Below are 25,384 nucleotides of genomic sequence, written 5' to 3' on the forward strand. Positions count from 1 at the left end.
TGAAAAGCGGGGCGTTCTTCATTGGATTTCCCGCCCGTTATCGCTACCATCAAGCAAAGCCGCAAGCGCGGATCGACAAGGGAAGAGGATGGGGATGACGCCGTTCAGCCAGTTTTACCGGGCCGCAGGGCTGATCGCGATCGCCACGGCGATGACCGCCGCCGCGCCGATGCCGGGCGCGCGCTGGACCCCGGCCTGGGGTTCGTCGCAGATGCGAATCGACGGCGCGAATGCCGACAAGCTCGCCAAGACCGGCCCTGCCACCATCCGCCAGATCGTCCACCCGACCGCGAGCGGCAAGACTCTCCGCCTGCGCCTGTCCAACATCGCAGGCGCAACCCCGCTGAAGATCGGGGCGGCGACCATCGGGCTGGCGACGCCGGGCCGCTCGGACGTGTCTGCGATCCTGCCGGTGCGGTTCGACGGTGCCACGGACGTGATCGTGCCGCCGGGGGCCGAACTCTACTCCGACCCCGTCACGCTGCCGGTCGAGGCGGGGCGGGACGTGGCGGTCAGCCTGTATTTCCCCGAAGCCGTCACCACCCCGACCGGCCATTCGGGCGCGCGGTCCAAGACCTTCCTGACGGCGGGCGACGCCACGGCGCGGAACGCGCTGCCCGATGCGCAGGTCATCGGCGGATGGTGGGCCTTGTCGGATATCGAGGTGCGCGACGCCGTCCAGAAGCAGACGGTCGTGACGATCGGCGACTCGATCACCGATGGCTATGGCATCACCGACGACAGCAACACCCGCTGGCCCGACGATCTGGCACGACGGCTGGCCGCCTCGCCTGCCACGCGGAGCTTTTCGGTCGTCAATGCCGGGATCGGCGGCAACCGGGTGCTGCTCGACGGACTTGGCCCCAATCTGATGGCCCGTTTCGACCGCGACGTGATCGCGCGGCCGGGCGTGACCCATGCGATCCTGCTGGAGGGCGTCAACGATCTGGGCGTCATGACCCGCGAGCAGCCGGTCGACGCCGCCACGCATCAGGCGATGGTACGCCGGATCACCCAGGCCTATCGCCAGTTGGCCGAGCGCGCACATGCCCATGGCATCAAGCTGATCGTCGGCACGATCACGCCCTTCCAGGGCAATGACTATTACCATCCCGGCCCGGAGACCGAGGCCGATCGGCAGGCGATCAACCGCTTCATCCGCACGGCGGGCATCTTCGACGGCGTGATCGATTTCGACCGGGTGGTGTGCGATCCAGCCAAGCCCGACCGGTTGCTCCCCGCCTATGACACGGGCGATCATCTCCACCCCAGCATGGCGGGCTATCGCGCCATGGCGGACGCCATCCCGCTGTCGCTGTTCACGCGCCGCTGATCAGAAGGCGGCGTCCAGCCCGATCCGAAGCGTGCGCGGCCGCAGCGGCGTCACCTGATCGCGCCCCGTCGTAAAAGGCGTGCCCAGGGCGAAGCGATTGCCGCGCACATCGGCCAGGTTGGTGATACCGGCGGTTACGCCGTAGCGGCCCAGCCCCAGTCGCGCGGTGACGCCGCTGTCCAGATAGCTGCCCTGCCGCTCGCCCAGGATCGGCCCGACACCCAGCCGCGACGATCCGACATAACGCAGCCAGCCGTCGATCCGCAGGTCCCGCCCGCCCGACAAGGTCCGGCGATAGACCGCCCCCGCCCGGCCGGTGAAGCGCGCGATATTGGGGATCTGGCTTAACCGCGCCAGGATCGTCGCCCGGTCGGCGGCTTGTCCGTCCATCAACGCAAAGGCCTGCGCGCTCGACGGCTCGTCGATGCGACTGTCATTATAGGAGACCGCGCCCTCCACCCTCAGCCCCGGGGCGATACGAAAGCCCGCCAGCGCCTCTATGGTCCAGAGCTGGCCGTCGCCGATATTGGCGGTGCTGGGCAGGCCGGTGGCGTCGATGAAGTCGGCCTGGATATCGCGCCATGCCGTATGCGCCAGGGTCAGCGACCCGTCGAAGCGGTCCCGCCCCGGCTGTCCGCTGCGCAGGCCCGCCTCGATCGTCGCGACCCGGTCGTTGCGGAACCGGCGGACCAGCGGCCCCTCGATCGTCAACCCGCCGGGACGAAACCCCTGCTGATAACGCAGGAACAGCTGTGCGCCGGGCGTCAGGTCGATCAGCGCCGAGGCGGAGGGAAGCAGGATCGTCTGCGCCCGCCGCGCGGTCACCTCACGCAGCCTGGCCAGCGCCTGGAACGACAAGGCAAGCGGCAAATCCTCGCCCGCGCCGTCCAGCACCGACCGGGTGACGCGCAGGCCGCCGGTGGTGAGCAGGCCCGGCAACAGCCTCAGGCTCGCCTCGCCATAAAGCGTCGCCTCTTCCACCGTATTGACGACGCCGGTGCGCGGCAGCAACTCGCCCGGCTCACCGAACAGCCGCGTCAGCCGGGTGCGGTTGTGAACATAGCTGAACCCCGCCAGCCAGCCCGATCCGTCCGGTGCGGAATGCCAGGCGCGGGTCTCGTTGGCCTGCATCCGGGTGGCATTGGCCTGAGCGAACAGTTGAACGGGACCACCCGGCGGGGTCGCGTCATAACGCTCCATCAGGTCGTGCGCCGTGATGCCGCTGCTGGAACGGAAACGCACCTGCCCGATCCGGCCGGACAGGACCAACTGCGCCTGCCCGAAATCGGCGGAGAAACCCTCGGTGACGGGTGCCGAGCGGGTCAGCGGCGGGCCTTCACGATCGGCATATTGGCTGTCGGCACCGCGGATACGCTGGCCGATGCCGACCGCCTCGATGCTCCAGCCGCCGCCCAAATCCGCTTTCACCGCCGCGCGACCGCCCGCGATGCGGGTGCGGTTGACGTCGGTACGGCCGAGCAGCGGCTTGTCGATATAGCCCCCCTCGCTCGCGCTGTCGGCGACCAGCCGGATCGCCAGCCGGTCGGCGATGACGGGCAGGTTGAGCACCGCCTGCGCATCCGCGCCCGGCGCGCCGTTGGCGGTGGCCGATCCGCCCAGCATCGCCGAACCCCCGAACCGCGTCGGGTCAGGCGCATGGGGCACCAGCCGGATCAAACCGCCCAGCGATCCCGCGCCATACAGGGTGCCCTGCGGCCCCTCCAGCACCTCGACCGCCGCGAGATCGGCCAGCCGCAGATCGGGATCGGGCGCATTGTAGCTAAGGCGCAGGTCGCCGAAATACTGGCCCACGGTCGCCTGGGTCGGGCCGGTGAAGCTGGAATCGGCGATGCCCCGGATGAACAGCTTGTTGCGCCCCGCACCCAGGTAGGTGGAGGCGATAGCGGTCATCCGGTCGGCCAGCTTCGACGTGCCGCCCGCCCCGCCCAATTCCAGATCGGCCCCCGCGACCTGCACCACCTGCCCCGCAAAGTGGTCGCGGGTGGTGTCGCGCTTGCTGGCGGTGACGACGACATCCTCGCCCTGTACGTCCGCTGGCGGCCGGGGACGCGGTTTCGGCTTCGGCGCGGGCGAGCGAAGGCGCGGGGTCAATCGCCAGCTTCCGGGTCCCAGCGCCTCGACCCGCGCGCCGCTGCCGCGCGCGATGGCGGCCAGCGCCTGTTCGACCGACAGAGCCCCGCGCAAGGGGGGCACCGGGCGACGCCATAGCCCGGCATCGGGGACCACGATATTGGCGCGCGCAACGCGACCCAGCGCTATCACCTGGGCCCCCACGGTTCCGGCGGGCAGGTCGAGCGAAACGCGATCGGCGGCGGTCGCGGGCATCGCCGCCACCACCGCCACCAGACATCCGATCCCGCCCCCGATGGATCTCACTCGCGCGGTTCCAGCGTCCAGCCGGTCGCAGCTTGTCGCACCCTCACATCCATCAGCGGCCCCAGCACCGCCGGATCGCGCCGGACCGCTTCCAGGTCGATCGTCCCCCGGAAAGGCCGCGCGGCGATGGCGGGCGCGACCGTCACCGGCCGCGCCAGGAAACGCGACACATCCTCCGCGACCACACCCAGCGGCGTGCCGTCAAAGGCCAGCCTGCCCTCGCGCCAGCCGCCGACCTCTTCGGGCTCCACGGCCGATCGGGTCAGTCGGCTGCCATCGACCGTCACCGCCTGCCCGGCGTCGAGGCGGAGCGCGGCCCCCTTGGGGTCGACCATCACCGCACCCTCGGCCACGGCGACACGGGTTTGCCCGCCCATTCGCACGTCGAACACCGTGCCCAGATCGACCAGGGCCAGCGTCCCGGCCTGAACCGTAAAGGGGTGCTGCGCATCATGCCGCACCTGGAACAGCGCCTCGCCGCGAGCCAGCACCGCCCGGCGCGGTTCGGCATGGTCCAGCTCGACACGGCTCAGCCCCGCCAGGGTGACGCTGCTGCCATCCGACAGCGGGACGCGGCGGGTTTCCCCGGCGGCCGTCTCGACCGCATAGGGTTGGGGCCGGTCCTGCCAGGCGCTCACGCCGATCGCACCGATCAGCGCCGCCGCCATGGCCCCGCCGATCCAGCGCAGCGGATGCCGTCGCACGGGCTCCGGCTCCGGCGCGATCGCGACGGGCGCTACGACCTCGGGCTGCGCCGACAGCGCCTCCTCGGCGTCCAGCAGGGTCGCGGCCGCCCGGTCGTACCGCTCGGCATGGCCGGGATCGGCCTCCAGCCAGTCGGTAAAGGCGTCCCAGTCGGCGCGCGCCGGATCGGCCATGCGCAGCGCCCAGTCGAGCGCGACCGTATCGACGCCGCGCGCGGGGGAAATACGGTCCTGGCTCATTCGATCCGTTCCTTCAGCGCGGCCAGCGCATGGGCCGCCATACGGAGATCGCTTTCGACGGTGCTGATACTGACACCCAGTTCGGCCGCCACCTGACGCTGGGGGATAGCGTCGACCCGAACGCGGCGAAAGACGGTGGCGGGTCGCTCCCCCAGGCCCGCCAGCGTGGCGGCGACCTGTTCGGCGGTCTGGCGCGCCGCCACTGCGCGTTCGGCGCCGGGGGGCTGCTCCGGGCCTGCGCCCTCTGCCCAATCCTGTTCGCGCAACTCGGCCTGACGCCGCGACCGATAACGATCGATCATCAGCATGTCGGCCGCGCGGTAGAGATAGGCCAGCGGATTGGCGATCGGCCCGTCCATCCGGACCGCGACCTTCAGCCACAGATCCTGCACCAGATCCTCCGCCGCATCGCCCGCCCCGCGCGCCGTCAGGAAACGGACGAGCTTGTCGCGATTGGCAAGGAAAACGGCCTCAAGCCCGGTGGGCGGCATGGTGGAAACCGGCAAAATCAAGTGGGAGTGCCGTCGTTTAGACGAAGCAGGCTCCCGTGAAAAGGAGCCCCACCGGGACGCAAGGTGGGGCTCCCGTCGCCCGCGCGCGCTACAGGGGGGATGCACGCGGACGAACCCCGTCAAAAGGCGAATTGCAAGGCGGCGCGCGCCGACAACGCGACATTGCCCAGCCGCTGTTCGGCATTCACTTCGCCGCTCAGCCGGATCTCGCTGGTGCCGGTGATCGCGCGCACCCGCCCGACCCAGCCGCCGTCGCGGGCCTCGGGATCGAGGATGAAGGGCGTGCCGTCGCCGAAGCTGGCGACCGTGCGGCCCAAGGTCCCGGCGATCCGCTCACGCCGACCGCCCTCGACCTCCAGCCGGCTCCACTGCGAATAACGGTCATTGCCACCGAAATTGATGCCCGCCGCGACACTGGCGGTCAGCGCCAGTTCGTCGCTGGTCCGTTTGCGCACCGTCAGATCATAGCCGGTGCCGCCGCCCGTCTCGCGATAGGCATCCTCGTTCAACCGGTAATAGTCGACCGCTAGGATGGGGCGCACGTTGAACTGGCCGACCCAATGCTCCCACGACACCGAGCCCGAGCCGGAATAGAGCATACCCTTCCAGTCGCCGGTCGCGCGGCGTTGCACCGCCTCGGTGCCGATCACGCCATCAAACTGGCGCTGCGAGTCGAAGGACAGGAAGGCCGCCGAACCGCGTGCCTGCGCCGCCAGCGCGCCCCAGCGCGCGCGCCAGAAACCGGCCAGCTCATATTGGCTGTGGTTGACGCGGTTGACCGCCGAACCCTCGTTGTCGCGACCGCTCATATAGGAGAGCGAGGCGCCGAAATTGCCCGCATCGGTCTTGTGCTCGATACCGCCGCTGACACCCCAGCCGCGCACGTCATAGCTGCGGGTCGAGCGGGTGCCCTTGGACGCGTCCCAGCCGAGCGGGGTCAGCCAATAGCCCCATTTGCCTTCCTCGCTGAACTCGCCCGCCGGTTCGCGAAGCTGCGCCGCCGCCGCGCGCGAGGCCAGCGTCACGCCCTCGAACACGCTGCCGGTATAGTTGGGCAGCATCTGTTCGACCGCGCCCCGGAAGGCCGCGCCGTCATAGATGCCTCGGATCGAGTCGGACAGCTTGGCGTCGCTGCCGATCGCGGCGTCGATCGCGTCGAAGGCGCTGACGCCCGCGTTGCTAAGCCCCAGTTCGGTCTTGGCCTTGCGGCTGACCTCGACCGCGATCTCGTTGGGCTGGGCCGCGACGATCGCGCCCTTGTAGAGGAAGGGCATGGCCGAGGGGGCGAGCGTCAGGTTGTTCGCGCCGGTCAGCGTGCCGGAGCGCAACACGACATAGCGGCCGGTCACGTCGGTCCCGCCCGACACGCGCAAGGCAAGCTGGCTGTTCGCCCCGATCGTCGTCGCACCGCCGACCTGGATCAGGTTCCCGGTCGGATTCGCCTTGTCGAGCGCGACGCTGAGGATCGACTGGTCGCCCAGGCTGAGCGAGGCGATGTTGGTCACGCCGTTCGCCGCAAAGGTCCCGCCGCCGTTCGCGACCGTCACCGCGACGTGCGAGGCGTTGGCCAGCCGTCCGGCAAAGACGCCCTTGCCGGTGATCGCCAGCAGGTCCTGCCCCTGCCCCGCAAAATCCGCCACGCCGTCGAAGCGCGCCGTGTCGCCGATGGTCAGCGTGTCCGCCCCGGTGCCGAAGGTCGCGGTGCCCGCATAGGTGCCGGTTCCGCTCATCTCCAGCCGGTTGTTGCCGGTCCCGAAGCTGACATCCCCGCTGACCGATCCCGCGCCGATCTGAAGCCGGTCGTCACCACTGCCGAAGCGGATCGCGCCGGTGATGCTGGGTGCCGCGGCTCCGGTGGCGGGCGCGATCTGGCGCACCACGGCGCCGCTGGCGTTTGCCGACAGATCGATCGCGACGCTGCGCGAACTGTCGGCGCCTGCGCCCGCGATGGTGCCCGCATTCTCGACCAGCGTCAGGCCGCCGGTGCGGTCTAGAATGGCGGTCGCATTGGCCGAGGTAGACGCCGCCCGGATCGACCCGGTATTGCGGATCGTAGGGACGGACGCCCCCGCCTCGATCAGAACGGCGGTGGTCAGCACCCCCGGCGCACCGCCGCCGGTCGCCGCAATGGTGCCGCCATTGCGCAACTCGGGCGTCGAGGCCCCCGCGCCGAAGCGGATCGCGGTCGCTTCCGCACCATTGGCCGTCGCCTGGACCGTGCCGCCGATAGCGACGCCTTGCGCGATCTGGACATTGCCGCCCAGCCCGCCGATCGCCAGCGCGGTCGAGCGCACGCCGCTATACACCCCGGCCGAGGTGATGCGGCCATTGACGACCAATCCTGGCGCGGGCGTTGCGCCGCCGGTCGCGCCGATCACGACCGCGCGGGTCGCCGATCCGATCTGCATCGTCGGTGCGGCGCCGTTGGTGACGAGGTCCGCCGCCTTGCCCGTCGCATTGCCCAGCGTGATGCCGCCCGCGACATTGCCCCCCACGACCAGCGCCGATCCGCCTTGGAGCAGATCGTCGGGATCGAGCTTCGACACATCGGCCGGAGGCGTCGTATAGCGATAACCGGTCGAACCGATCCCGCCCTCGATAGTCAGCGCGCCGCCGATATCGCCGTCGATCCGCGCACCGACCGCAGCTTCGCCGATCGCGACGATCGTGCCGCCGATCGTGACGTTGCCCGACACGGCCCCCGTGCGTATGCCGACCGAGCGGTCGCCCAGCACATTGACCTTGCCAGACTGGACCAGATTGCCGGTCAGCGGCCCGTTCAGATAAATCCCCGCCGAGTCGTTGCCCTCTACGGTGATCTCACCGCTATTGGTGATATTGCCGGTAAAGGCTCCGGCCGTACGGATGCCGGTCCGCCGCGCCCCTTGCGCGAAGGGGCCGTCCAGGTCGCCGTCCTTGTCGATATCGACCGGCGTATAGGTCTCGTCGATAACGATCTTGCCGGTGTTCGTGATCTCGCCGGTGACGCCTGCCGCCGCGCCGATTCCGACCGCGTCATTGGCGTCGGTCGTCTGGATCGCTCCCGCATTGCCCAGCTTGTTGTTGCTGTCGAGCGTGACGGCGGTGCCGCTGCCGGTCGTCACCACGCTGCCCGCCGCGACGATGCTGATGTCAGCGGCGGCCCCGTTGTTGACGGTGGCGGTACGGACGGGCGTGGTCCGCTTGGTATCGATCACGGTCTGGGCCGAGGCGGCCGTCCCCGCCGCCAGCGCAAGCGTGGCGGTCGAGGCGAAGAGCAGGCGATGCACGAATAGGGTCCCCTTTATGTGCCTTTGCCCCTCCAGACGGAGCCGCCCGGCCGATCCCTTGGTGCCCGGATTAAAATTTCGTCACGCGGCCCGCAGGTGTTGACGATTGCAGCCTTGAGGATCAGAGGGCGGCTCAGGCGCGGGAGCCCCCGCGTCGTTCCAGAAAGCGAGAACATGTCCAGCGACAGTTCCAGTAGCGCCGCACGCCTCGGGGTCGTCCGCTAGTTTCGCAACTGGCTTTCGTCCGCCCCGGGTCGTGCGGACGAAAGGTTTGAAATGGTCAACGATCTGATTGCCGGTGTCGCCGCCGGTTTCCGTTCCTCCCGGCGCGGCCTGTCCATCGCCGATCTCGTCGATACGCTTCAGTCGCTCTCCGTCGAGGAAGCGGCCGACGCCCTGACGCAAATGCCCGACGCGCGCGCCGTCGCCGTGCTCGACAGCCCCGAACTGCGCTCGGCCGCCGATATCCTCGCGCACCTGACCGCGGCGCGCGCCGCCGCCCTGCTGTCGCAGATGGCCGAGGACCGCGCCGCCGACGTGCTGACCGACATGGACGAGGGCGACGCCCTCGCGATCCGGGCCGAACTGCCCGCCCCCGTCGTCGCGTCGATCGATACTCTGCTGCGCTGGCCGCCTGACAGCGCGGGCGGGATGATGACGACCGAATATGTCGCCTCTGCCGCCGACGCGACCGTTGCCGAGGTGCTGGCGCATATCCGCACCGTCGAGCGGAGCCGCGAAACCGTCTATTCCGTCTTCCTGCTGGAGCCGCAGGGGCGCCTGGTCGCCACCGTCTCGCTGCGCCAGCTGATCGCCGCCGAGCCGACATCGCGCGCGATCGACCTGGCGCGGGGGCATGACCCGATCACCGTCGCGCCGAGCACCGATCGCGAGGAGGTGGCGCATCTGATCCGCCGCCACGACCTGCTGGCGCTGCCGGTAGTCGACGAACAGGGCCGCCCGATGGGGATCGTCACGGTCGACGACGTGCTCGACGCGCTGGTCGCCGCACATACCGAGGATACGCAGAAGTTCGGCGGCGTCGAGGCGCTGGACGGCCCCTATCTGGAAACCGGCTTCCTCGCGATGATCCGCAAGCGCGCCGGGTGGCTCAGCATCCTGTTCTTCTCGGAAATGCTGACCGCCAGCGCGATGCAGCATTTCGAGTCCGAGCTGGAGCGCGCGGTCGTGCTGACCCTGTTCATCCCGCTGATCATGAGCTCGGGCGGCAATAGCGGCAGCCAGGCGACCTCGCTGATCATCCGCGCGCTGGCGCTGGGCCAAGTCCGCCTGCGCGACTGGTGGCGGGTGGCGCTGCGCGAGCTTCCGGCGGGCATGACGCTGGGGGCGATCCTAGGGCTGCTGGGCATGGCGCGGATCGCGCTGTGGCAGACGCTCGGCTTCTACGATTACGGCCCGCACTGGGTGCTGGTGGCCACCACGGTCGGCACCGGGCTGGTCGGCATCGTGACCTTCGGCTCGCTGGCCGGGTCGATGCTGCCATTCCTGCTGCAACGCATGGGCTTCGATCCGGCCAGCGCCTCGGCGCCGTTCGTTGCGACTTTGGTCGATGTGACCGGGCTCGTGATCTATTTCACCATCGCGCTGGCGATCCTGTCGGGGACGCTCCTCTGATTCCTCCCCTTACAGGGGAGGAGTGGGCTTACCGCTTCCAATAGCGCACATAATCCACCTTCATCGCCTGGGGCAGCGCAGCGTCGTCCACGCCCTTCTGCCCGCCCCAGTCACCCCCCACCGCCAGGTTGAGGATCAGCGAATAGGGGCGCGTAAACGGCCAGGCTGCCGCGCCGCCCGGCCGGTCGTTCCTCACGCGCATATAGGCCCGCCCGTCGACGCCGATCGTGATCGCCTCGGGCGTCCATTCCAGCTGATAGCGGTGATAGTCGGTGCACGCCCCCGACACGCGCAAATCGGCACCGCGCTGGGTCTTCAGGCGGTGGTTGAAGGCCGCGGAATGGACGGTCGCGTGGATCACGTCGGGGTCGAAGCCGACCATCTCCATGATGTCGATCTCTCCGCCATCGGGCCAGCGCGAGCCGTCCATCGGCAACAGCCAGATGGCGGGCCACATGCCCCGCCCGCAGGGTAGCTGGGCACGCACTTCGTAGAAACCGTAGCCCAGCGTCTGCTTCGCCACCAGCTTGGCCGAGCTGTAGCGCTGGCCGCCCCAATCCGGCTCGTTGCGCAGCGCCTCCGCCCGCGCCTCGATGACCAATGCGCCTTTCTCAATGCGGGCGTTGGTCCGGTCGGGACCGGCATAATATTGCAGTTCATGATTGGGCCAGCCGGTCTTGTTCTGGCCCGTGTCCCAACGCCAGCGCCGCTGGTCGATCGCCCCGTTGAACTCGTCGCCGAAACTCGGCCGTGTGGCGGGGGCCGCCATGGCGCCGTCATAGGCATAATTGGTCGCACCGAGCGACGGGGCCGTGACCTGTTGGGCGGAAGCCCCGGTGGCCAGCAACGTGACGCCAGCCAGCCACCAAGTCGTTCTTTTCATTGCCATCCCCTCTCAACTTTTGAGAGGGTATAAGCCGATAGGCGAACGGACGCCAAGTCGCGCCGGTTCAGCCCGCGATGGTGAAGACCGAACCGGAGTCGACGCGGATGCCAGCCCCGTTGATGAAGCTCGCCCGTTCCGACACCAGGAAGGCGACGGCGGCGGCGACCTCTTCGGGGCGACCGCGCCGCTTCAGCGCCATGCCGGGGCGTTCCTCGTCCAGGAACGTCTCGATCGCCTCGTCGAAGCTCATGCCCTTCTCCTCGGCGCGCTTCTCCATCATCTTGTCGGTCATCGGCGTCGCGATGAAGGCAGGCGAGACGGTGTTCACCAGCACATTGTCGGGGCCGTAAGCCTTGGAAAGCCCCTTGGCGAGGCTGAGGATACCCGCCTTCGCCGCGCAATAGGGCAGTTCGTCGATATAGGGCTGCACCGCATCTTCGGACGCAAACAACACGATCCGGCCCCAGCCTTTGCTGCGCATCGCCGGGATCGCCTCTCGACACATGCGCACCGCACCCATCAGGTCGATATCGATGGTCTCCAGCCAGCCCTTGTCGTCGATCTCCAGAAAATCGCCCGTCGCGCCGGTCACGCCCGCTGCGTTCACATAGATATCGGGGTCGCCAAGCCGCTCGCGGACCTCGGCCCAGATGGCCCGCACCGCCTCGACCTGGGTCACGTCGCCCGTGACCGCGATCACCTCGCCCAGCGGCGACAATTCTTCGACCGCCTCGTCCAGCGTCCCGTCCGGCTTGTCGGTCAGCGCGACGCGCACGCCCGCCTCCAGCAACAGGCGCGCGGTTTCCTTGCCCATGCCGGAGTCCGCGCCGCTGATGAGCGCAATGCGCCCCTTGATACCCAGATCCATCGTCATTCTCCTTGGACAGTGCGGCCGGCGGCGCGTGCTGATGTCGATCATCGATATGGATCAACCGTCCCGGCCATGAAGTGCCGAGGCCCGATAGGGTTCCGCCAATTGGCGCCGATAAGTCTTTGATCTCCAGCGGAACGGCCGACCTCCCCACCCGTTCGAAAAGCCCCGCCATCTTGCTGGAGTGCCGGTCGTTGCGCATGTTGTCCGAAGCCGAGATCGCCACCATGCCTCCCACCGGAGACGGCCCCCTACCGCTGCCGGGCATTGCCGAACTGGCGGCGGGTGCGGCGGAAATCCTCGAGCGATCGGACATCATCCTGGCCGTCACCGATGAGACGCGCGCGCTGGGCGTGACGCGGATGCTGGAGGCAATGGCCCCCGACGCGACCATCCTGTTCTGCCCGGGGTCCGACGCCCTGCCGGGCGACGACGCGCCCGCCTCGCCCGCCAATGTGGGGCAGCGCGTGTCGGCGCTGCATCGTGCGCAGATGGCATTGGCGGCGAAGGACCGGGGTCGCATCGCCCTCGTCACCTCCGGCGAGGCGCTGGCCCGCGCACTGCCGCCGCCCGAAACCTTTGCTGCCGAGCCGCCCTGCGTCGCGATCGACGACGCGTGCGATCTGGCGGACCTCCACGCGATGCTACTCGACCTGGGCTATATCGCCGACGAGCGAGTGGACGAGCCCGGCGAAGTCGCGTTGCGTGGCCATGTGCTGGATGTGTTTCCCGCCGACGCCGAACAGCCCCTGCGCATTGAGGTCGCGGACGGCCGGATCATCGCGATCCGATCCTACGACCCCGCCGACCAACGGAGCACCGGCGAGATCGAACGCCGCGAACTGGGCCGCGTGGCCGAACCGCCGCTCGGGCAGACGCAGACCAGCCTGCTCGATCACCTCCCCGGCGCCTGTGTCATCGTCGAGCCCGCCGCCAATGAGCGTCGCCGCCGCCTGTTGCTGCTGAGCGCCGATGTCGCCAAGCGCGGATCGAAGCGCGCCGCCCGCGACATGATCGACGAGCGTCACTGGAAGAAGGCGCTCGATCAGCGCCAAACCGCCGAGATCGCCCGCATCGCAGAGCCCCCGCCGCGCTTCGTCGAGAGCCGTTCGCCTCTGCGCGATTTTGCCGTCACCGCGCGCGCCGCGATGAAGGAAGGCACGCGCGTCGTCCTGATCGGTAGCGAACGCGACCTGCGCTTCCTGGGCAAGCGGGTAGACAATGTCCTGCGCAAGACCGCGAAGCGGGCGGAAAGCTGGCAGGCTATATCGAAGGCCAAGGCCGGATCGCTCCTGACGCTTGTCGCACCCGCCGAACGCGGCTTTGCGCGCGACGGCATCCTCGCGGTCAGCGCCGCCGATTTGCTGGGCAGCCGTGCCGAGCGGGAGGACGGGGCCGCCCCGCATGTCGACCTGTCGCTGATGCAGACCGCCGAAATCCGGGTCGGCGACACCGTCATCCACGAGGATCACGGCATCGCCACCGTCGTCGGGCTGGAGACGATCGACGGGCAGGACGGGGTGTCGGGCGACGCGATCAAGCTGGAATATGCACGCGATGCGACCCGTCTCGTCCCCGTCGCCGAAGCCGACCGGCTGTGGCGCTATGGCGGCGAGGACGACGCGGTTCGCCTGGACACGCTGGACGGCAAGAGCTGGCACGAACGACGGCGCGGCATCGACGAGGCGATCGCGACGACCGCGCGTCAGCTGACCGATATGGCCGCGGAGCGTGCCGAGCGTCATGCGCCCGTGCTCGATCCTCCCGTCGCGGATTATGAGCGCTTCGCGGCGGGGTTCCCGTATAGCGAGACCCCGGATCAGCTCGCCGCCATTGAGGCGGTGCGCGCCGATCTCGCCTCCGGCCGCCCGATGGACCGGCTGGTCGTCGGCGATGTCGGCTTCGGCAAGACCGAGGTCGCCCTTCGCGCCGCCGCGATCGCCGCACTTGCCGGGCGGCAGGTGGTGGTGGCCGCGCCGACCACCGTGCTGGCCCGGCAGCATCTCGACAGCTTCGCGACGCGGTTCGAGGAAGCGGGCATCGCGGTCGCCGGTCTATCCCGCCTGTCCACCGCCGCCGAAAAGCGCAAGGTCAAGGCGGGGCTGGCCGATGGCAGCATCCGCATCGTCATCGGCACCGGCGCGGTGGCGGCCAAGGGCGTGACCTATAAGGACCTCGCGCTGGTCATCGTCGACGAGGAACAGCGTTTCGGTGCCGCCGACAAGGCCCGGCTCCAGGCGCTGTCTTCGGGGCATGTGCTGACCCTGTCCGCCACACCGATCCCGCGCACGCTTCAGGCCGCGTTGGTCGGCCTGCGCCAACTGTCGATGATCGCCACCCCGCCCGCCCGGCGGCAACCGATCCGTACCGCCGTCTCCACCTTCTCGCCCGAGACGCTGCGGGCGGCGCTGCTGCGCGAGCGGTCGCGCGGCGGGCAGAGCTTCGTTGTGGTGCCGCGTATCGCCGACATGGCGCCGCTTGCCGAAAAGCTTGCCCGGATCGTACCCGAGCTGGAGGTCATGCAGGCGCATGGCAAGCTGCCGGCCGCGGAGATCGACGACGTCATGGTTCGCTTCGGTCGAGGCGAAGGCGATGTCCTGCTGGCGACCAATATCATCGAGGCGGGGCTGGACGTGCCGCGCGCCAACACCATGGCGATAGTCCACGCCGACCGTTTCGGCCTGGCCCAGTTGCATCAGTTGCGCGGCCGCGTCGGGCGCGGGCATCGGCGTGGGCAGGTCCTGCTATTCGCCAAGGGCGAGGACGCCATCGCGCCGCGCACCCTGAAGCGGCTGCGTACACTGGAGGCGTTCGACAGGCTGGGCGCAGGGTTCGCGATCAGCGCCCGCGACCTCGACATGCGCGGCGCGGGCGATCTGCTGGGCGATACCCAGGCCGGTCACATGCGGCTGATCGGGGTCGAGCTGTACCAGCAACTGCTGGAGGACGCGCTGCGCACCGCGCGCGGCGAGACGGTCGAACGCTGGATGCCCGAGCTTCGCATCGGGGTGGAGGGTCGCCTGCCCGAGGCCTGGATCCCGGACGAGGATTTGCGCATCTCGCTCTATGCCCGGTTGGGGCGGCTGCGCGACGATGCCGCGCTCGATGCGTTCGAGGCGGAACTGGAGGATCGGTTCGGCGAACTGCCGGAGGATGCCGCCACGCTGTTGTCGCTGGCCCGGTTGCGCGAGCGGATGCGGGCGCGGTCGATCGCGCGGATCGATGCGGGACCCGCCGCCATCGCACTGACCCCGCACGGCGAGGAACCCGACCTGGACGGTATCGAGGGGCTGGAGGAGAAGGACGGTCGCCATCTCCTGAAGGAGCGGCACGACAGTTCTGCCGATCGGCTGGCGCGGCTGGGCGAACTGCTGGCTTGACCCATGCCATTGGCGGCGACGCCCGCGCGGCGTAGAGCCACAGCCGAACAGAGAGGATTTTCGCCATGGCTTTTCCCGAACCCTATACGGCCGACCCCGCGCGCTATGACGGCCGGATGCCCTATCGCCGGACCGGACGCAGCGGACTGAAGCTGCCCGCGATCAGCCTGGGGCTGTGGCAGAATTTCGGCGGCACGGATGTCTTCGAGACGGGCCGTGCGATCCTGCGCCGGGCCTTCGACCGGGGCGTCACCCATTTCGATCTCGCGAACAATTACGGACCGCCTTACGGCTCGGCCGAGGAGAATTTCGGGCGGGTGATGGCGAGCGACTTCGCCGGCCACCGCGACGAACTGATCCTGTCGACCAAGGCGGGCTGGGACATGTGGCCGGGGCCTTACGGCGATATCGGTTCGTCGAAGAAATACCTGATCGCCAGTTGCGACCAGAGCCTGAAGCGGATGGGCGTCGATTATGTCGACATCTTCTATTCGCACCGTGTCGACCCCACGACGCCGCTGGAAGAGACGATGGGCGCGCTGGTCCAGCTTCATCGCCAGGGCAAGGCGCTTTATGTCGGCATTTCTTCGTACGACGCTGGGCTGACCCGGCGCGCGGCGGCGATCCTGGCGGAAGAGAAGGTGCCGCTGTTCATCCACCAGCCGAGCTATTCGATCCTGAACCGCTGGATCGAGCCCGAGCTGCTGGCCACGCTGGAGGAGCTGGGCACGGGCTGCATCGCCTTTTCGCCGCTGGCGCAGGGCATGTTGACGGGCAAGTATCTGGACGGCGTGCCGCAGGATGCGCGTGCCAGCCGGGGCGGTTCTCTGTCGCAGTCGCTGCTGACCGAACAAAATCTGGCGGCGATCCGGCGATTGAACGACATCGCCCAGGCGCGCGGGCAGACGCTGGCGCAGATGGCGATCGCCTGGGTGCTGCGCGATCCGCGTGTCACCTCCGCACTGATCGGCGCACGGACGGTCGCGCAGCTGGACGACTCGCTCGATGCGGTGGCGCGGCTCGATTTTACCGCCGACGAACTGGCCATGATCGACCAGGCCGCCCAGGATGGGGGCATCAACCTCTGGGCCGAATCCTCCGACATTGCTAAGCTGCCCGCAGCGCAGGGAATTTCAGCCTGACGACGTTCTGAGAACGGGCGATGGCCTTTCCATCGCCCGTTCCGACATGTTTTGTCATAGGTGAATGCTGGTATTTGTCGGACAGTTGAATTAGTCTTCCGCAAAAAGGGGAGACGTTCATGAAGACATTGATCCGTAGTTGCGCCGCCATCGGCGCCCTTTTCGCGACCACGGCGATCCATGCCGGCGGACAGGCACCGGCCGCCGCCCCCCGCCGACTGGAGATCGTGGCGAAGGACAGTCTGCCCAAGCCGCCCGCCCCGCGCGACGCGCGGACCGCCTATCTGATGACCTACTTCACCGACGAGGATCACTCGCTCCACTTCGCGACATCGCGCGACGGCTACAGCTTCACCGACGTCAATGATGGCAAGCCGGTGATGGACGGGCGGGAAGCGGCCGAGCAGAAGGGCATTCGCGATCCGCACATCATGCGCGGCCCCGATGGCGGTTTCTATATGTCGATGACCGACCTTCACATCTTCGCCAAGCGCGAAGGGTTGCGCGACACGCAGTGGGAGCGGCCCGAGGAGCAATATAGCTGGGGCAACAACCGCAACATGATCTTCATGAAGTCCTATGACCTCATCCACTGGTCACGGTCGCGGGTCACGCCGTCGGTCCTGTTCCCGCGCTACCGGGATGCGGGCAATATGTGGGCGCCGGAGACGATCTACGATCCGCAGCGCAAACGCCTGATGGTCTATTTCACCACCCGGGACGGCAACGGACCGAATTATCTGGTCTATTCCTATGCCGACAAGGACTTCAGCACCCTGACCGAAGAGCCCAAAAAGCTGTTCGACTATCCCGATCCCAAGGTGAACGTGATCGATGCCGACATTACCAAGGTCGGCGGCAAATATCACATGTTCTATGTCGCGCATCAGGCGCCCGGCAATATCCGCCATTCGGAGTCCTCGCGGATCAACAGCGGCTGGACGAAGGACCTGCGCAAGGTCGATCCCGAGACCGTCGGGACGGAGGCGCCGACATTGTGGCGGCGCAACGGCACGAACACCTATGTACTGATGTACGATGTGTTCGGTATCAAGCCGAACAATATGGGCTTTTCCGAAACCACGGACTTCGTGACCTATCGGAATATCGGTCGTTTCAACGAGCCTGGATCGCCGATGAAGGCCACCAACTTCACCCGACCCAAGCACGGCGCGGTCGTCGCGATCAGTCCGGCCGAGGCTACCCGCCTGGAGCGGTATTTCGCCGCGCGTTGAACATGAAGATGCGCCCGACCATGACAGGTCGGGCGCATCCCTAGGTCCGGTTACTTCGCGGCGCTGCTCACATCGCCCTGGCCCATGGCCGAGACCAGGACATTGCCGGAGCCGGAGAAGTTCGCGGCGGGCAGGTTGGCGACCCTGTCGCCCACCTTCACCAGCACCCGCTCCACCACGCCGCGTGCGTTGGTGCGGACCGACTGGACCGCGCCGATCGCCCGGCCCTGCGTATCGTTGACGACCATGCCGGTATTGACCGGGAAGGCCCCGCCCTGCGCCGCGCCGCTACCGGCCAGCGCCAGATTGCCCGCCAGCGAACCGTTGCCGCCCGTCGCCGATGCGTTGCCCGAAGCCGAGCCTGCCACGCTGCCACCCGCGTTGGCGGCACGATTGGTCAGGTTGGAGACGGTGCCCCGCGCCCGGTTGCCGACCGCCCCGGCGGTGTCGCGCACCCGTCCGGCGACGTTACCGACCGTGTTCACGCCGCGCCCCGCGGCATCGCGCACCGCGTCGGTGCCGACCAGCTGGGCATCCACGCCGCCGCCGACCGTGCCCGAGGCCGAGCCGTTGGCGCCGCCCGACTGGTTGCCGACCCGCGTCGCGCTGTCCAGCGTCGAGCCACCGCCGGCTTCACCCGATGCCGTCACCCGGCCACGGCGCAGATCGACATTGCGATCGCCACGCACCGAGCCACGCGTCCGGGTCGCCGTGTCGGTTGCGGCGCGGCCGGTCTGGCCGACCCCGCTCAGCGTGCCGTTCGCCCCGCCGGTCAGGCCGCCGGTAACACCGCCCAGCTGACCGCCCAGGCCACCACCACCGACCAGGCCACCGCCGCCACCAAGCAGCTGCGCCGAAACGGGCATCGCGACAAGCGCCGCAGCAAGGATCGCGGTGCCGGAAAGAAGGGTCTTCATCATCGTTCTCCTTAACTTCTGAAGAGACAACGAAAGGGCCTTCCGATTTAATCCCGAAAAAAATTCGCCTTTTACTGTGCAGGCGTCCGGCAATCGGCGCAAACCATTCCACGGCCGAGAAATTTTTCCTCATTTCTCCGGCCATTTTTTTTGGCTTCGGCATCGACATCGGCCAGTGCAGCACGGATTCGGCCGGGGTCCAGCGACGGATAGGCGGCGGCCACACGCCCCGCGACCAGCGGCGCGGCAAAGGACGTGCCCCGCACCTTGAAGCGACGACCCCCGACACCGGCGGCCAGCATGTCCGCGCCCGGTGCGGCGTAAGCGAGATGGCTCGCCCGCCCCGCCTCAATCAGCGGACGTCCCCGCCCGTCGACACCGGTCACGGCAATGACGCCGGGATAGGAGGCCGGATAGGCGGGTGGCGCGGCCGGGCCGTTATTGCCGACCGCCGCCACGATGATGAGGCCCCGCTTCTGTGCCGCCGCGACGACACGCGCGAGCAGCGGGTTGGCGGGGCCGACCAGGCTGATCGTCGCCACCGACACGCGCTGTTCGACCAGCCAGCCCAGCGCCTTGGCGATGGCGGTGGCATTGCCGCCCGCCGGATCGCTGCCATAGACATCAGCCGAGGCGATCCGCGCACCGGGCAGCGACCCGCGGATGCCATTGCTCCCGGCGATCAGCGAGGCGACCGCCGTGCCATGGTCATTGGCGCGCGGAGCGCCCGTGGCGAACCCCCTGGTCACCGCCGCGCCCTCGGCACCGCCGTCGATCTCGCCGACCATGGTGCCGCGTGCCGCGCCGCCTTGCGCTGCCGTCGGAACGGCCGGTGTCCCCGCGCCGCTCGGCAGGTGAAGCTGATCGGCGCTCACCTCTCCGCCCAGTTTCTGAAGAATGCCGAGCGCGGCCCTTAACGACTGGCCCGGCGGCACGCGCAGCCGGACGAAGCCGACACCCAGCACATCGTCGCGCTCGATCACCGTAAAGCCCAGCCGCCCGACCGTCGCCAACAACGCATCGCTGGGGGCATCGACCACCACCTCGCCCGCGCGCGCCGGAAACCCCATCGGGTCCAGCGCGATGGCATCCGGATGATCGCGGACCAGTTGCGCGAAGGTTGCGCGGCGGACCTGCTCCAGCTGCCGCACGGTCGCGCGCGACGCGGCGTCCACCCGGTCGATGACAGGGTCGGCGAGCGACGCAATCCCTCGCCCGACCGAGGGCAAACCGCCGGGAAGCGACGGCATTCCGGGCAGCGAGGGCACGAGTTGCGCCCGCCCCGCCGTCACGCCCAGCGCCAGACCCGCCGCCGCCATCGATAATGCCAGATAGCGGGTCGTCCGCTTCATCGCCGTTCATCCATTGTCAAAATTCATGCTGACATGGATTAAACGATGAACCTCATCCGTTTCATCCCTGCAACAAGGAAATAGGTTTGGCCGCTTTCGAGACCGAGTTGTTGGCGCTGCTCCCGCGACTGCGGCGGTTCGCGCGATCGCTCACCCATGATGGGGCGGATGCGGACGATCTGTGCCAGGTCACGATCGAAAAGGCGCTGATGGCGCGGAACGCGTGGCAGGCGGGGACACGATTGGATAGTTGGATGTACCGGATCATGCGCAATGCCTGGATCGACACCGCCCGCGCCCGGTCGCGCGCGGCGGAGACCTTCGTCGCCGAGGAGGCTGGACTGGGCGTCGGCGGCGCTGGCAATGCCGAGGCGCGGGTCGCGCTGAACGAGGTGGATGCCGCGATGCGCACCCTGCCCGACGAACAGCGCGAGGCGGTGGCGCTCGTCCTGGTCGAAGGAATGGCCTATAAGGAAGCGGCCGAGATACTGGACATTCCGATGGGCACCCTGACCTCGCGCCTGGTGCGTGGGCGACAGGCGCTGATGGCGCGGCTGGGAGAAGCGGCATGACGATCGAACCCGAAATGCTGATGGCCTATGCCGATGGCGCACTCGATCCGCTGACGACCAAGCGCGTGGAGCGCGCCATCGCCGCCGATCCCGCCCTAGCCGAGGACGTCGAGCGCCATCGCCGCTTGAAGGCGAAACTGGGCGCGGCCTATGCCCCGGTCGCCGACGAGCCCGTGCCCGACCGGCTGGCAGCGATGCTGACCAGCAACGTCGTGCAGATGCCCCAGCGCCAGCCCCGCCCCTCACGCGTCTCGGCCGCCTGGCGTTCGGCGGCGGCGATGGCCGCGTGCCTCGTGGTCGGGGTGCTGGTCGGGCGCGGCGTACAACAGGACGGGCCGGTCACGGCGACCGACCATGGCCTTTATGCCGCCGGTTCGCTCGCCAGGGCGCTCGACGATCAGGCGAGCGGCGCGAAGGGCCCGGTGCGCATCGCGGTCAGTTTCCGCGCCGAGGACAACGGCTTTTGCCGCGTCTTCCAGTCGACCGAGGCGGACGGAATCGCCTGTCGCGATCCGAAGGGCTGGTCGTTGCGCCGGACCATGCCGGGCAGCGCGCCCGGTACAGGCAGCGGCTATGTCCAGGCGGGATCGTCGGACGCCGAACTGATGGCTGCGGCGCAGGACATGATGGCCGACATGCCGCTGGACGCGGCGGGCGAGAAAAAGGCGATTGCGGGTCACTGGCGCACGCGCTGACCGGTGATTTCGGAAAGCGATCGTTTCCACCACGTCGGTGGACCGATCGCGCATTCGCCCTATCTTGAGCATATGAAAAAGATCGGTTTCCTCTCGTTCGGCCATTGGTCGCCCTCGCCTCAGTCCGCCACGCGCTCGGCGCAGGACGTGTTGCTCCAGTCGATCGACCTTGCCGTCGCCGCCGAGGAGCTGGGCGCGGACGGGGCCTATTACCGGGTCCACCACTTCGCGCAGCAGCTGGCCTCGCCCTTCCCGCTGCTCGCCGCCGTCGGAGCGCGAACCAGCCGGATCGAGATCGGGACCGGCGTGATCGACATGCGCTACGAGAACCCGTTCTACATGGTCGAGGATGCCGGATCGGCCGACCTGATCAGCGGCGGGCGCCTGCAACTCGGCATCAGCCGGGGCTCGCCCGAACAGGTGATCGATGGCTGGCGGCATTTCGGCTATGGCCCCGCACAGGGCGAGACGGATGCCGATATGGGCCGCCGCCATGCCGAAGTGTTCCTGCACCTGCTGAAGGGCCAGGGCTTCGCCAAGCCCAATCCCCGCCCGATGTTCCCCAACCCGCCGGGCCTGCTCCGGCTGGAGCCGCATTCGGCGGGGCTTCGCGACCGCATCTGGTGGGGCTCCGCCTCCGACGCCACGGCAGTCTGGGCCGCCAAGCAGGGAATGAATCTGCAAAGCTCGACCCTGAAGGCCGATGAAAGCGGTGAGCCCTTCCATGTCCAGCAGGCTCGGCAGATCCGTGCCTATCGCGAAGCCTGGGCGGCGGCCGGGCATGACCGTGCACCGCGCGTCTCCGTCTCACGCTCGATCTTCGCGCTGACCACCGATCAGGACCGCGCCTATTTCGGTCGCGACGACAGTCAGGATCAGGTCGGCATCATCGACAATATGCGTGCGGTCTTCGGCCGCTCCTATGCCGCCGAGCCCGAGCGACTGATCGAACAGCTGCGCGCCGATGAAGCGATTGCGGAGGCCGATACGCTGCTGCTGACCGTGCCCAACCAGCTCGGCGTCGATTACAACGCGCATGTGATCGAGAACATCCTGCGCCACATCGCACCCGCGCTCGGCTGGCGCTGACGACGGGACAGGCCCCGGCCATGGTCGGGGCCGAAGCCCGTGGTGCCGATGATGGGTAAGAAATGGCGCGCCCGGAACGATTCGAACGTCCGACCCTCAGATTCGTAGTCTGATGCTCTATCCAGCTGAGCTACGGGCGCGCATGGGGTCTCTGTCGAGACCTGATTTTGATCCACTGGCGCGCCCGGAACGATTCGAACGTCCGACCCTCAGATTCGTAGTCTGATGCTCTATCCAGCTGAGCTACGGGCGCGCTGTGGAGGTGGGCTGATAGAAGCGCTTCGGAACCTTGGCAACCCCTTTGCAAAGGTTATCCACATTTTTTCTGGGGCCGGACCTTCACGGTGCTTTGCGGCATTTGGTCAGGTCTCCTGTTGCGGTTAGGAAGATCGCGATGACGCCCTATCGCCCTGCCCCGTCCGCCCGGCCCGCCTCTCGCTTGGCCCCCTTCATCCTTATCATCGGCTTGGCCTTGGCCGGGTGTGCGCGGGACCATGACACGACGCCTTACCCGTCGCTGGCGGTTCGGCCGGTCGAGAAACAGGGCTTTGCCGAACCCGCCGCCAAGCCGGTCGTACTCCGGCCCGATCCGGCGCTTGATGCGCAAATCGCGGAAATGACCCGCCGCCTGACCGCCGTCGAACAGGAATTCACCAAGGCGCATGACCAGGCCCGCACCGATGCCGCCAAGGCGCGCGGGGCGGCGGTGGGCAGCGAGGCATGGCTGACCGCGCAGACCGAGCTGGCAACGCTGGACGAAATCCGCGCGCGCACCTCCTCGCTGCTGACCGAGATCGACGACCGCGCGATCCAGCGCGCCGCCGCGCTGGAGCCGGATTATCCCACGCTGACGAGCCTGCGCGACCGGGCGTCGGCGGCGGTCACGCGGCAGGCGGCGCAGATCAAGGCGATCAGCGACAGCCTGCCTGCCGCCTGATCCCGTCAGAACTCGCGGATGAAGGGCAGGATGCTGGAATAATCGTCGGTCCAGGCGGCGAGACCCCGCGGCGCCACCACCGGGGTCCAGTCTCCCCCTCGTGCCTCCAGCGTCTTCAGCACGCGCGCGTCCCGCGACAGCGCCAGCCAGACCGAGGCGGTGGCCTGCGCCTCGCGATCCAGATCGGTCGGCACATAGCTCATCCGTGAAACCGCCCAGCCCCCTTCCCGCGCGGCGGCGGCGACCAGCGGTTCCAGATCGACGAAGCGGTTGGAGATATGGACGAGCAGCAGTCCGCGCGGTGACAGGACGCGGGCATAGGTCCCGAACGCCTCACGCGTCAGCAGATGCGCCGGAACCGCGTCCGACGAAAAGGCATCGAGCGCCAGCAGGTCCAGGCTGGCCGGTGCCTCGGCGGCCAGGCGGATGCGCGCGTCGCCGATGCGGATGACGGGATCGGGCTGGCACCGGCGCAGATAGCCGAACTGGCCGGTATCGCGCGCGATGCGGACGATGACCGGATCGATCTCGTAGAAGCGCCAGCGCTGGCCCGGCTGCGCATAACAGGCGAGCGTCCCCGTCCCCAGCCCGACCACGCCGATCCGCGCCGCCGATCCGTACAGCATCGGTGCGGCGCGCATCGCCCGGCCGACGCCCGAATAGGGGGCGTAATAGGTGGTCGCCGTCCGTTCGCGCGCCGCCGAACCGCGAAGCTGGATGCCGTGGACCGTCGAGCCATGGTCCAGCTCGCGATAGCCTGCTCCGTCGCGCACGGTATAGACGCCGAAATAGCTGCGCATCCGCGCATCGCGCTCCATCGACAGCGACAATGCGCGATAGCCGCCGAACAGCACGAGCGCTCCGCCGAGCAACAGTACGAAGCCGGTGCGTGCGCCGATAGTCAGGAACCCAAGCGTGGCGATGACCAGGAACACCGTCCCTTGCCGCTCCTCGCCGAACCACGCCGCAGGGCCGACGAGTCGCAGCTCAAGGACCAGACCGATCACCACCGCCAGCGCGACCAGCATCGCGCGGGGGTGTCGCCACCAGAGGTCGCGGATTACCGGCAGGATGAACTGCTGCGGGATCAGCATCCCCGCCGCCAGGATCAGCAGCGGATACTCGTACGTCCAGTCGAACAGCACCGGCGCCAGGATGCCCGCGAACACCCCGCCCAGCGCGCCGCCGACGGCCATCCAGAGATAGAAGCCTGTCAGCCGGTCGACCGCAGGCCGCGCGCAGTACATGGCGGTGTGCAGCGCGACCGACACCATGAACAGCAGCAGCAGCGCGACGACGACATTGGAATAGGGCCGCTCCGGATAGCCGCCCATGATCACTCCGCCGAACAGCAGCAGCGTCACCGGCGCGATCCGGGTCAGCGTGTCCGCCGCGCCCCGCCGCGTGGCGAAAGCGATGATGAAGCTCGCCAGATACAGCCCCAGCGGCAAGACCCAGAGCAGCGGCATCGCGACGATATCGGTGGTGATATAGGTCGAGGTCGCCAGCACCAGCCCCGAGGGCACCGCCGCCAAAGCCACCCAGTAACCGATCCGCCGCCACCCCGGCGCGGCCGAGGTCGGCGCGGGGTCGGCCGCCGGGTCGCGCGACGCGGGGAGCCGCGTCGCACATGCCACGACCAGCAAAGCGAGCAGGCCGTAGCCCAGGCTCCACAACAGGCTCTGGCCGTGAAGCGTCATCGCCGGTTCGACCAGCAGGGGATAGGCGATCAGCCCCGCGAAGCTGCCCAGATTGGACGCCGCATAGAGCGCGTACGGATTACGCCCCGGCTGGGCGAGCGCGAACCAGCGCTGGATCAGCGGGGCCTGCGCCGACACCGCGAAGAAGAGCGGCCCGATGGACAGGCCGAGCAGCCATGGCACCCACAGCGCCGGTTCGGCATCGGGCGGCAGGTCCACGGCCATCAACCCGATCGGCAACCACAAGGCCGCCGCCGCCAGAAGCAGGATATGCACCCCCGCCTGCACCTTCGGCCGCCAACGCCCCAGCGCATGGGCATAGGCATAGCCGCCCAGCAACAGCGCCTGATAGACGAACATCGCCGAGTTCCAGACGGCGGGCGCACCGCCCAGCCGGGGCAGCGCCATGCGCGCGACCAGCGGCTGGACCAGGAACAGCAGGAACGATCCGGTCAGGATCGTCGCCACGAACAGCGCGCGCGCCGCCAGGTCGGGGATACGGCGTGTCACGGGGAAAA

General features: G+C 68.5%; 18 protein-coding genes and 2 tRNA genes. 9 read left to right on the forward strand and 11 right to left on the reverse strand.

The features are described from left to right. Window positions 1-94: 94 nt before the first annotated feature. Complete coding sequence (locus ACQR50_RS09685) at window positions 95-1,333, forward strand: SGNH/GDSL hydrolase family protein (protein WP_428968152.1); 1,239 nt, start codon at window positions 95-97, stop codon at window positions 1,331-1,333. Here ACQR50_RS09685 and ACQR50_RS09690 read toward each other — a convergent pair whose 3' ends face one another. The 4 genes from ACQR50_RS09690 to ACQR50_RS09705 form a co-directional block, all read right to left on the reverse strand. After that, window positions 1,334-3,679, reverse strand: a complete 2,346-nt coding sequence (locus tag ACQR50_RS09690; RefSeq protein WP_428970679.1) for a TonB-dependent receptor domain-containing protein — start codon at window positions 3,677-3,679, stop codon at window positions 1,334-1,336. Between the two features lie 47 nt (window positions 3,680-3,726). Continuing rightward, window positions 3,727-4,674, reverse strand: coding sequence for a FecR family protein (locus ACQR50_RS09695; protein ID WP_428968153.1), 948 nt, complete (start codon window positions 4,672-4,674; stop codon window positions 3,727-3,729). Then, complete coding sequence (locus ACQR50_RS09700) at window positions 4,671-5,165, reverse strand: RNA polymerase sigma factor (protein WP_428968154.1); 495 nt, start codon at window positions 5,163-5,165, stop codon at window positions 4,671-4,673. Before ACQR50_RS09700 ends, ACQR50_RS09695 begins: the two co-directional genes overlap by 4 nt. Before the next feature lie 140 nt (window positions 5,166-5,305). Beyond that, window positions 5,306-8,455 (reverse strand): autotransporter outer membrane beta-barrel domain-containing protein, encoded by a 3,150-nt coding sequence (locus ACQR50_RS09705; protein WP_428968155.1) that lies wholly within the window; start codon window positions 8,453-8,455, stop codon window positions 5,306-5,308. Window positions 8,456-8,731: 276 nt separating this feature from the next. On the opposite strand from ACQR50_RS09705, the gene mgtE reads away from it, so the two are divergent. Further along, the gene (mgtE, locus tag ACQR50_RS09710) at window positions 8,732-10,090 is read left to right on the forward strand and encodes a magnesium transporter (RefSeq protein WP_428968156.1); all 1,359 of its coding nucleotides are present in this window, start codon (window positions 8,732-8,734) and stop codon (window positions 10,088-10,090) included. Between the two features lie 28 nt (window positions 10,091-10,118). Here mgtE and ACQR50_RS09715 read toward each other — a convergent pair whose 3' ends face one another. Then, entirely contained in the window at window positions 10,119-10,973 is an 855-nt protein-coding gene (locus ACQR50_RS09715; RefSeq protein ID WP_428968157.1) for a glycoside hydrolase family 16 protein, read from the reverse strand. A gap of 67 nt (window positions 10,974-11,040) precedes the next feature. After that, the gene (locus tag ACQR50_RS09720) at window positions 11,041-11,844 is read right to left on the reverse strand and encodes an SDR family NAD(P)-dependent oxidoreductase (protein WP_428968158.1); all 804 of its coding nucleotides are present in this window, start codon (window positions 11,842-11,844) and stop codon (window positions 11,041-11,043) included. Between the two features lie 230 nt (window positions 11,845-12,074). Here ACQR50_RS09720 and ACQR50_RS09725 point away from each other — a divergent pair, with 230 nt between their 5' ends. The 3 genes from ACQR50_RS09725 to ACQR50_RS09735 all read left to right on the forward strand — a co-directional run bounded on the left by ACQR50_RS09725 (window position 12,075) and on the right by ACQR50_RS09735 (window position 17,604). Beyond that, window positions 12,075-15,227 carry a helicase-related protein gene (locus tag ACQR50_RS09725; protein ID WP_428968159.1) on the forward strand — a complete coding sequence of 1,051 codons (3,153 nt, stop codon included), beginning with the start codon at window positions 12,075-12,077 and terminating at the stop codon, window positions 15,225-15,227. A gap of 65 nt (window positions 15,228-15,292) precedes the next feature. Beyond that, the gene (mgrA, locus tag ACQR50_RS09730) at window positions 15,293-16,369 is read left to right on the forward strand and encodes an L-glyceraldehyde 3-phosphate reductase (RefSeq protein ID WP_428968160.1); all 1,077 of its coding nucleotides are present in this window, start codon (window positions 15,293-15,295) and stop codon (window positions 16,367-16,369) included. A gap of 119 nt (window positions 16,370-16,488) precedes the next feature. Further along, entirely contained in the window at window positions 16,489-17,604 is a 1,116-nt protein-coding gene (locus ACQR50_RS09735) for a glycoside hydrolase family 43 protein (RefSeq protein WP_428968161.1), read from the forward strand. A gap of 50 nt (window positions 17,605-17,654) precedes the next feature. Here ACQR50_RS09735 and ACQR50_RS09740 read toward each other — a convergent pair whose 3' ends face one another. Both ACQR50_RS09740 and ACQR50_RS09745 read right to left on the reverse strand, forming a co-directional pair. Then, complete coding sequence (locus ACQR50_RS09740) at window positions 17,655-18,521, reverse strand: hypothetical protein (RefSeq protein WP_428968162.1); 867 nt, start codon at window positions 18,519-18,521, stop codon at window positions 17,655-17,657. Window positions 18,522-18,592: 71 nt separating this feature from the next. Beyond that, entirely contained in the window at window positions 18,593-19,873 is a 1,281-nt protein-coding gene (locus tag ACQR50_RS09745; protein ID WP_428968163.1) for a S8 family serine peptidase, read from the reverse strand. Between the two features lie 80 nt (window positions 19,874-19,953). Between ACQR50_RS09745 and ACQR50_RS09750 the strand changes: the two genes are divergently transcribed. From ACQR50_RS09750 to ACQR50_RS09760, 3 genes are all read left to right on the forward strand, one after another. Then, entirely contained in the window at window positions 19,954-20,445 is a 492-nt protein-coding gene (locus ACQR50_RS09750) for an RNA polymerase sigma factor (RefSeq protein WP_428970680.1), read from the forward strand. Then, entirely contained in the window at window positions 20,442-21,140 is a 699-nt protein-coding gene (locus tag ACQR50_RS09755; RefSeq protein WP_428968164.1) for an anti-sigma factor family protein, read from the forward strand. The genes ACQR50_RS09750 and ACQR50_RS09755 overlap by 4 nt, the downstream gene beginning before the upstream one ends. 72 nt (window positions 21,141-21,212) lie before the next feature. Next, the gene (locus ACQR50_RS09760; protein ID WP_076718207.1) at window positions 21,213-22,229 is read left to right on the forward strand and encodes an LLM class flavin-dependent oxidoreductase; all 1,017 of its coding nucleotides are present in this window, start codon (window positions 21,213-21,215) and stop codon (window positions 22,227-22,229) included. A 63-nt stretch (window positions 22,230-22,292) separates the two neighbouring features. Here ACQR50_RS09760 and ACQR50_RS09765 read toward each other — a convergent pair. After that, a tRNA-Arg gene (locus ACQR50_RS09765) sits at window positions 22,293-22,369 on the reverse strand. 36 nt (window positions 22,370-22,405) lie between these two features. Then, window positions 22,406-22,482: transfer RNA gene (locus ACQR50_RS09770), tRNA-Arg, on the reverse strand. Window positions 22,483-22,623: 141 nt separating this feature from the next. On the opposite strand from ACQR50_RS09770, the gene ACQR50_RS09775 reads away from it, so the two are divergent. Then, window positions 22,624-23,166 (forward strand): hypothetical protein, encoded by a 543-nt coding sequence (locus tag ACQR50_RS09775; RefSeq protein ID WP_428968165.1) that lies wholly within the window; start codon window positions 22,624-22,626, stop codon window positions 23,164-23,166. Between the two features lie 5 nt (window positions 23,167-23,171). Here ACQR50_RS09775 and ACQR50_RS09780 read toward each other — a convergent pair whose 3' ends face one another. Then, window positions 23,172-25,376, reverse strand: a complete 2,205-nt coding sequence (locus tag ACQR50_RS09780) for a spermidine synthase (RefSeq protein WP_428968166.1) — start codon at window positions 25,374-25,376, stop codon at window positions 23,172-23,174. Window positions 25,377-25,384 lie beyond the last annotated feature (8 nt).

Origin of the sequence: Sphingomonas sp. Xoc002, from assembly GCF_050408055.1 — a bacterium.
Classification (GTDB): Bacteria; Pseudomonadota; Alphaproteobacteria; order Sphingomonadales; family Sphingomonadaceae; genus Sphingomonas; species Sphingomonas yabuuchiae.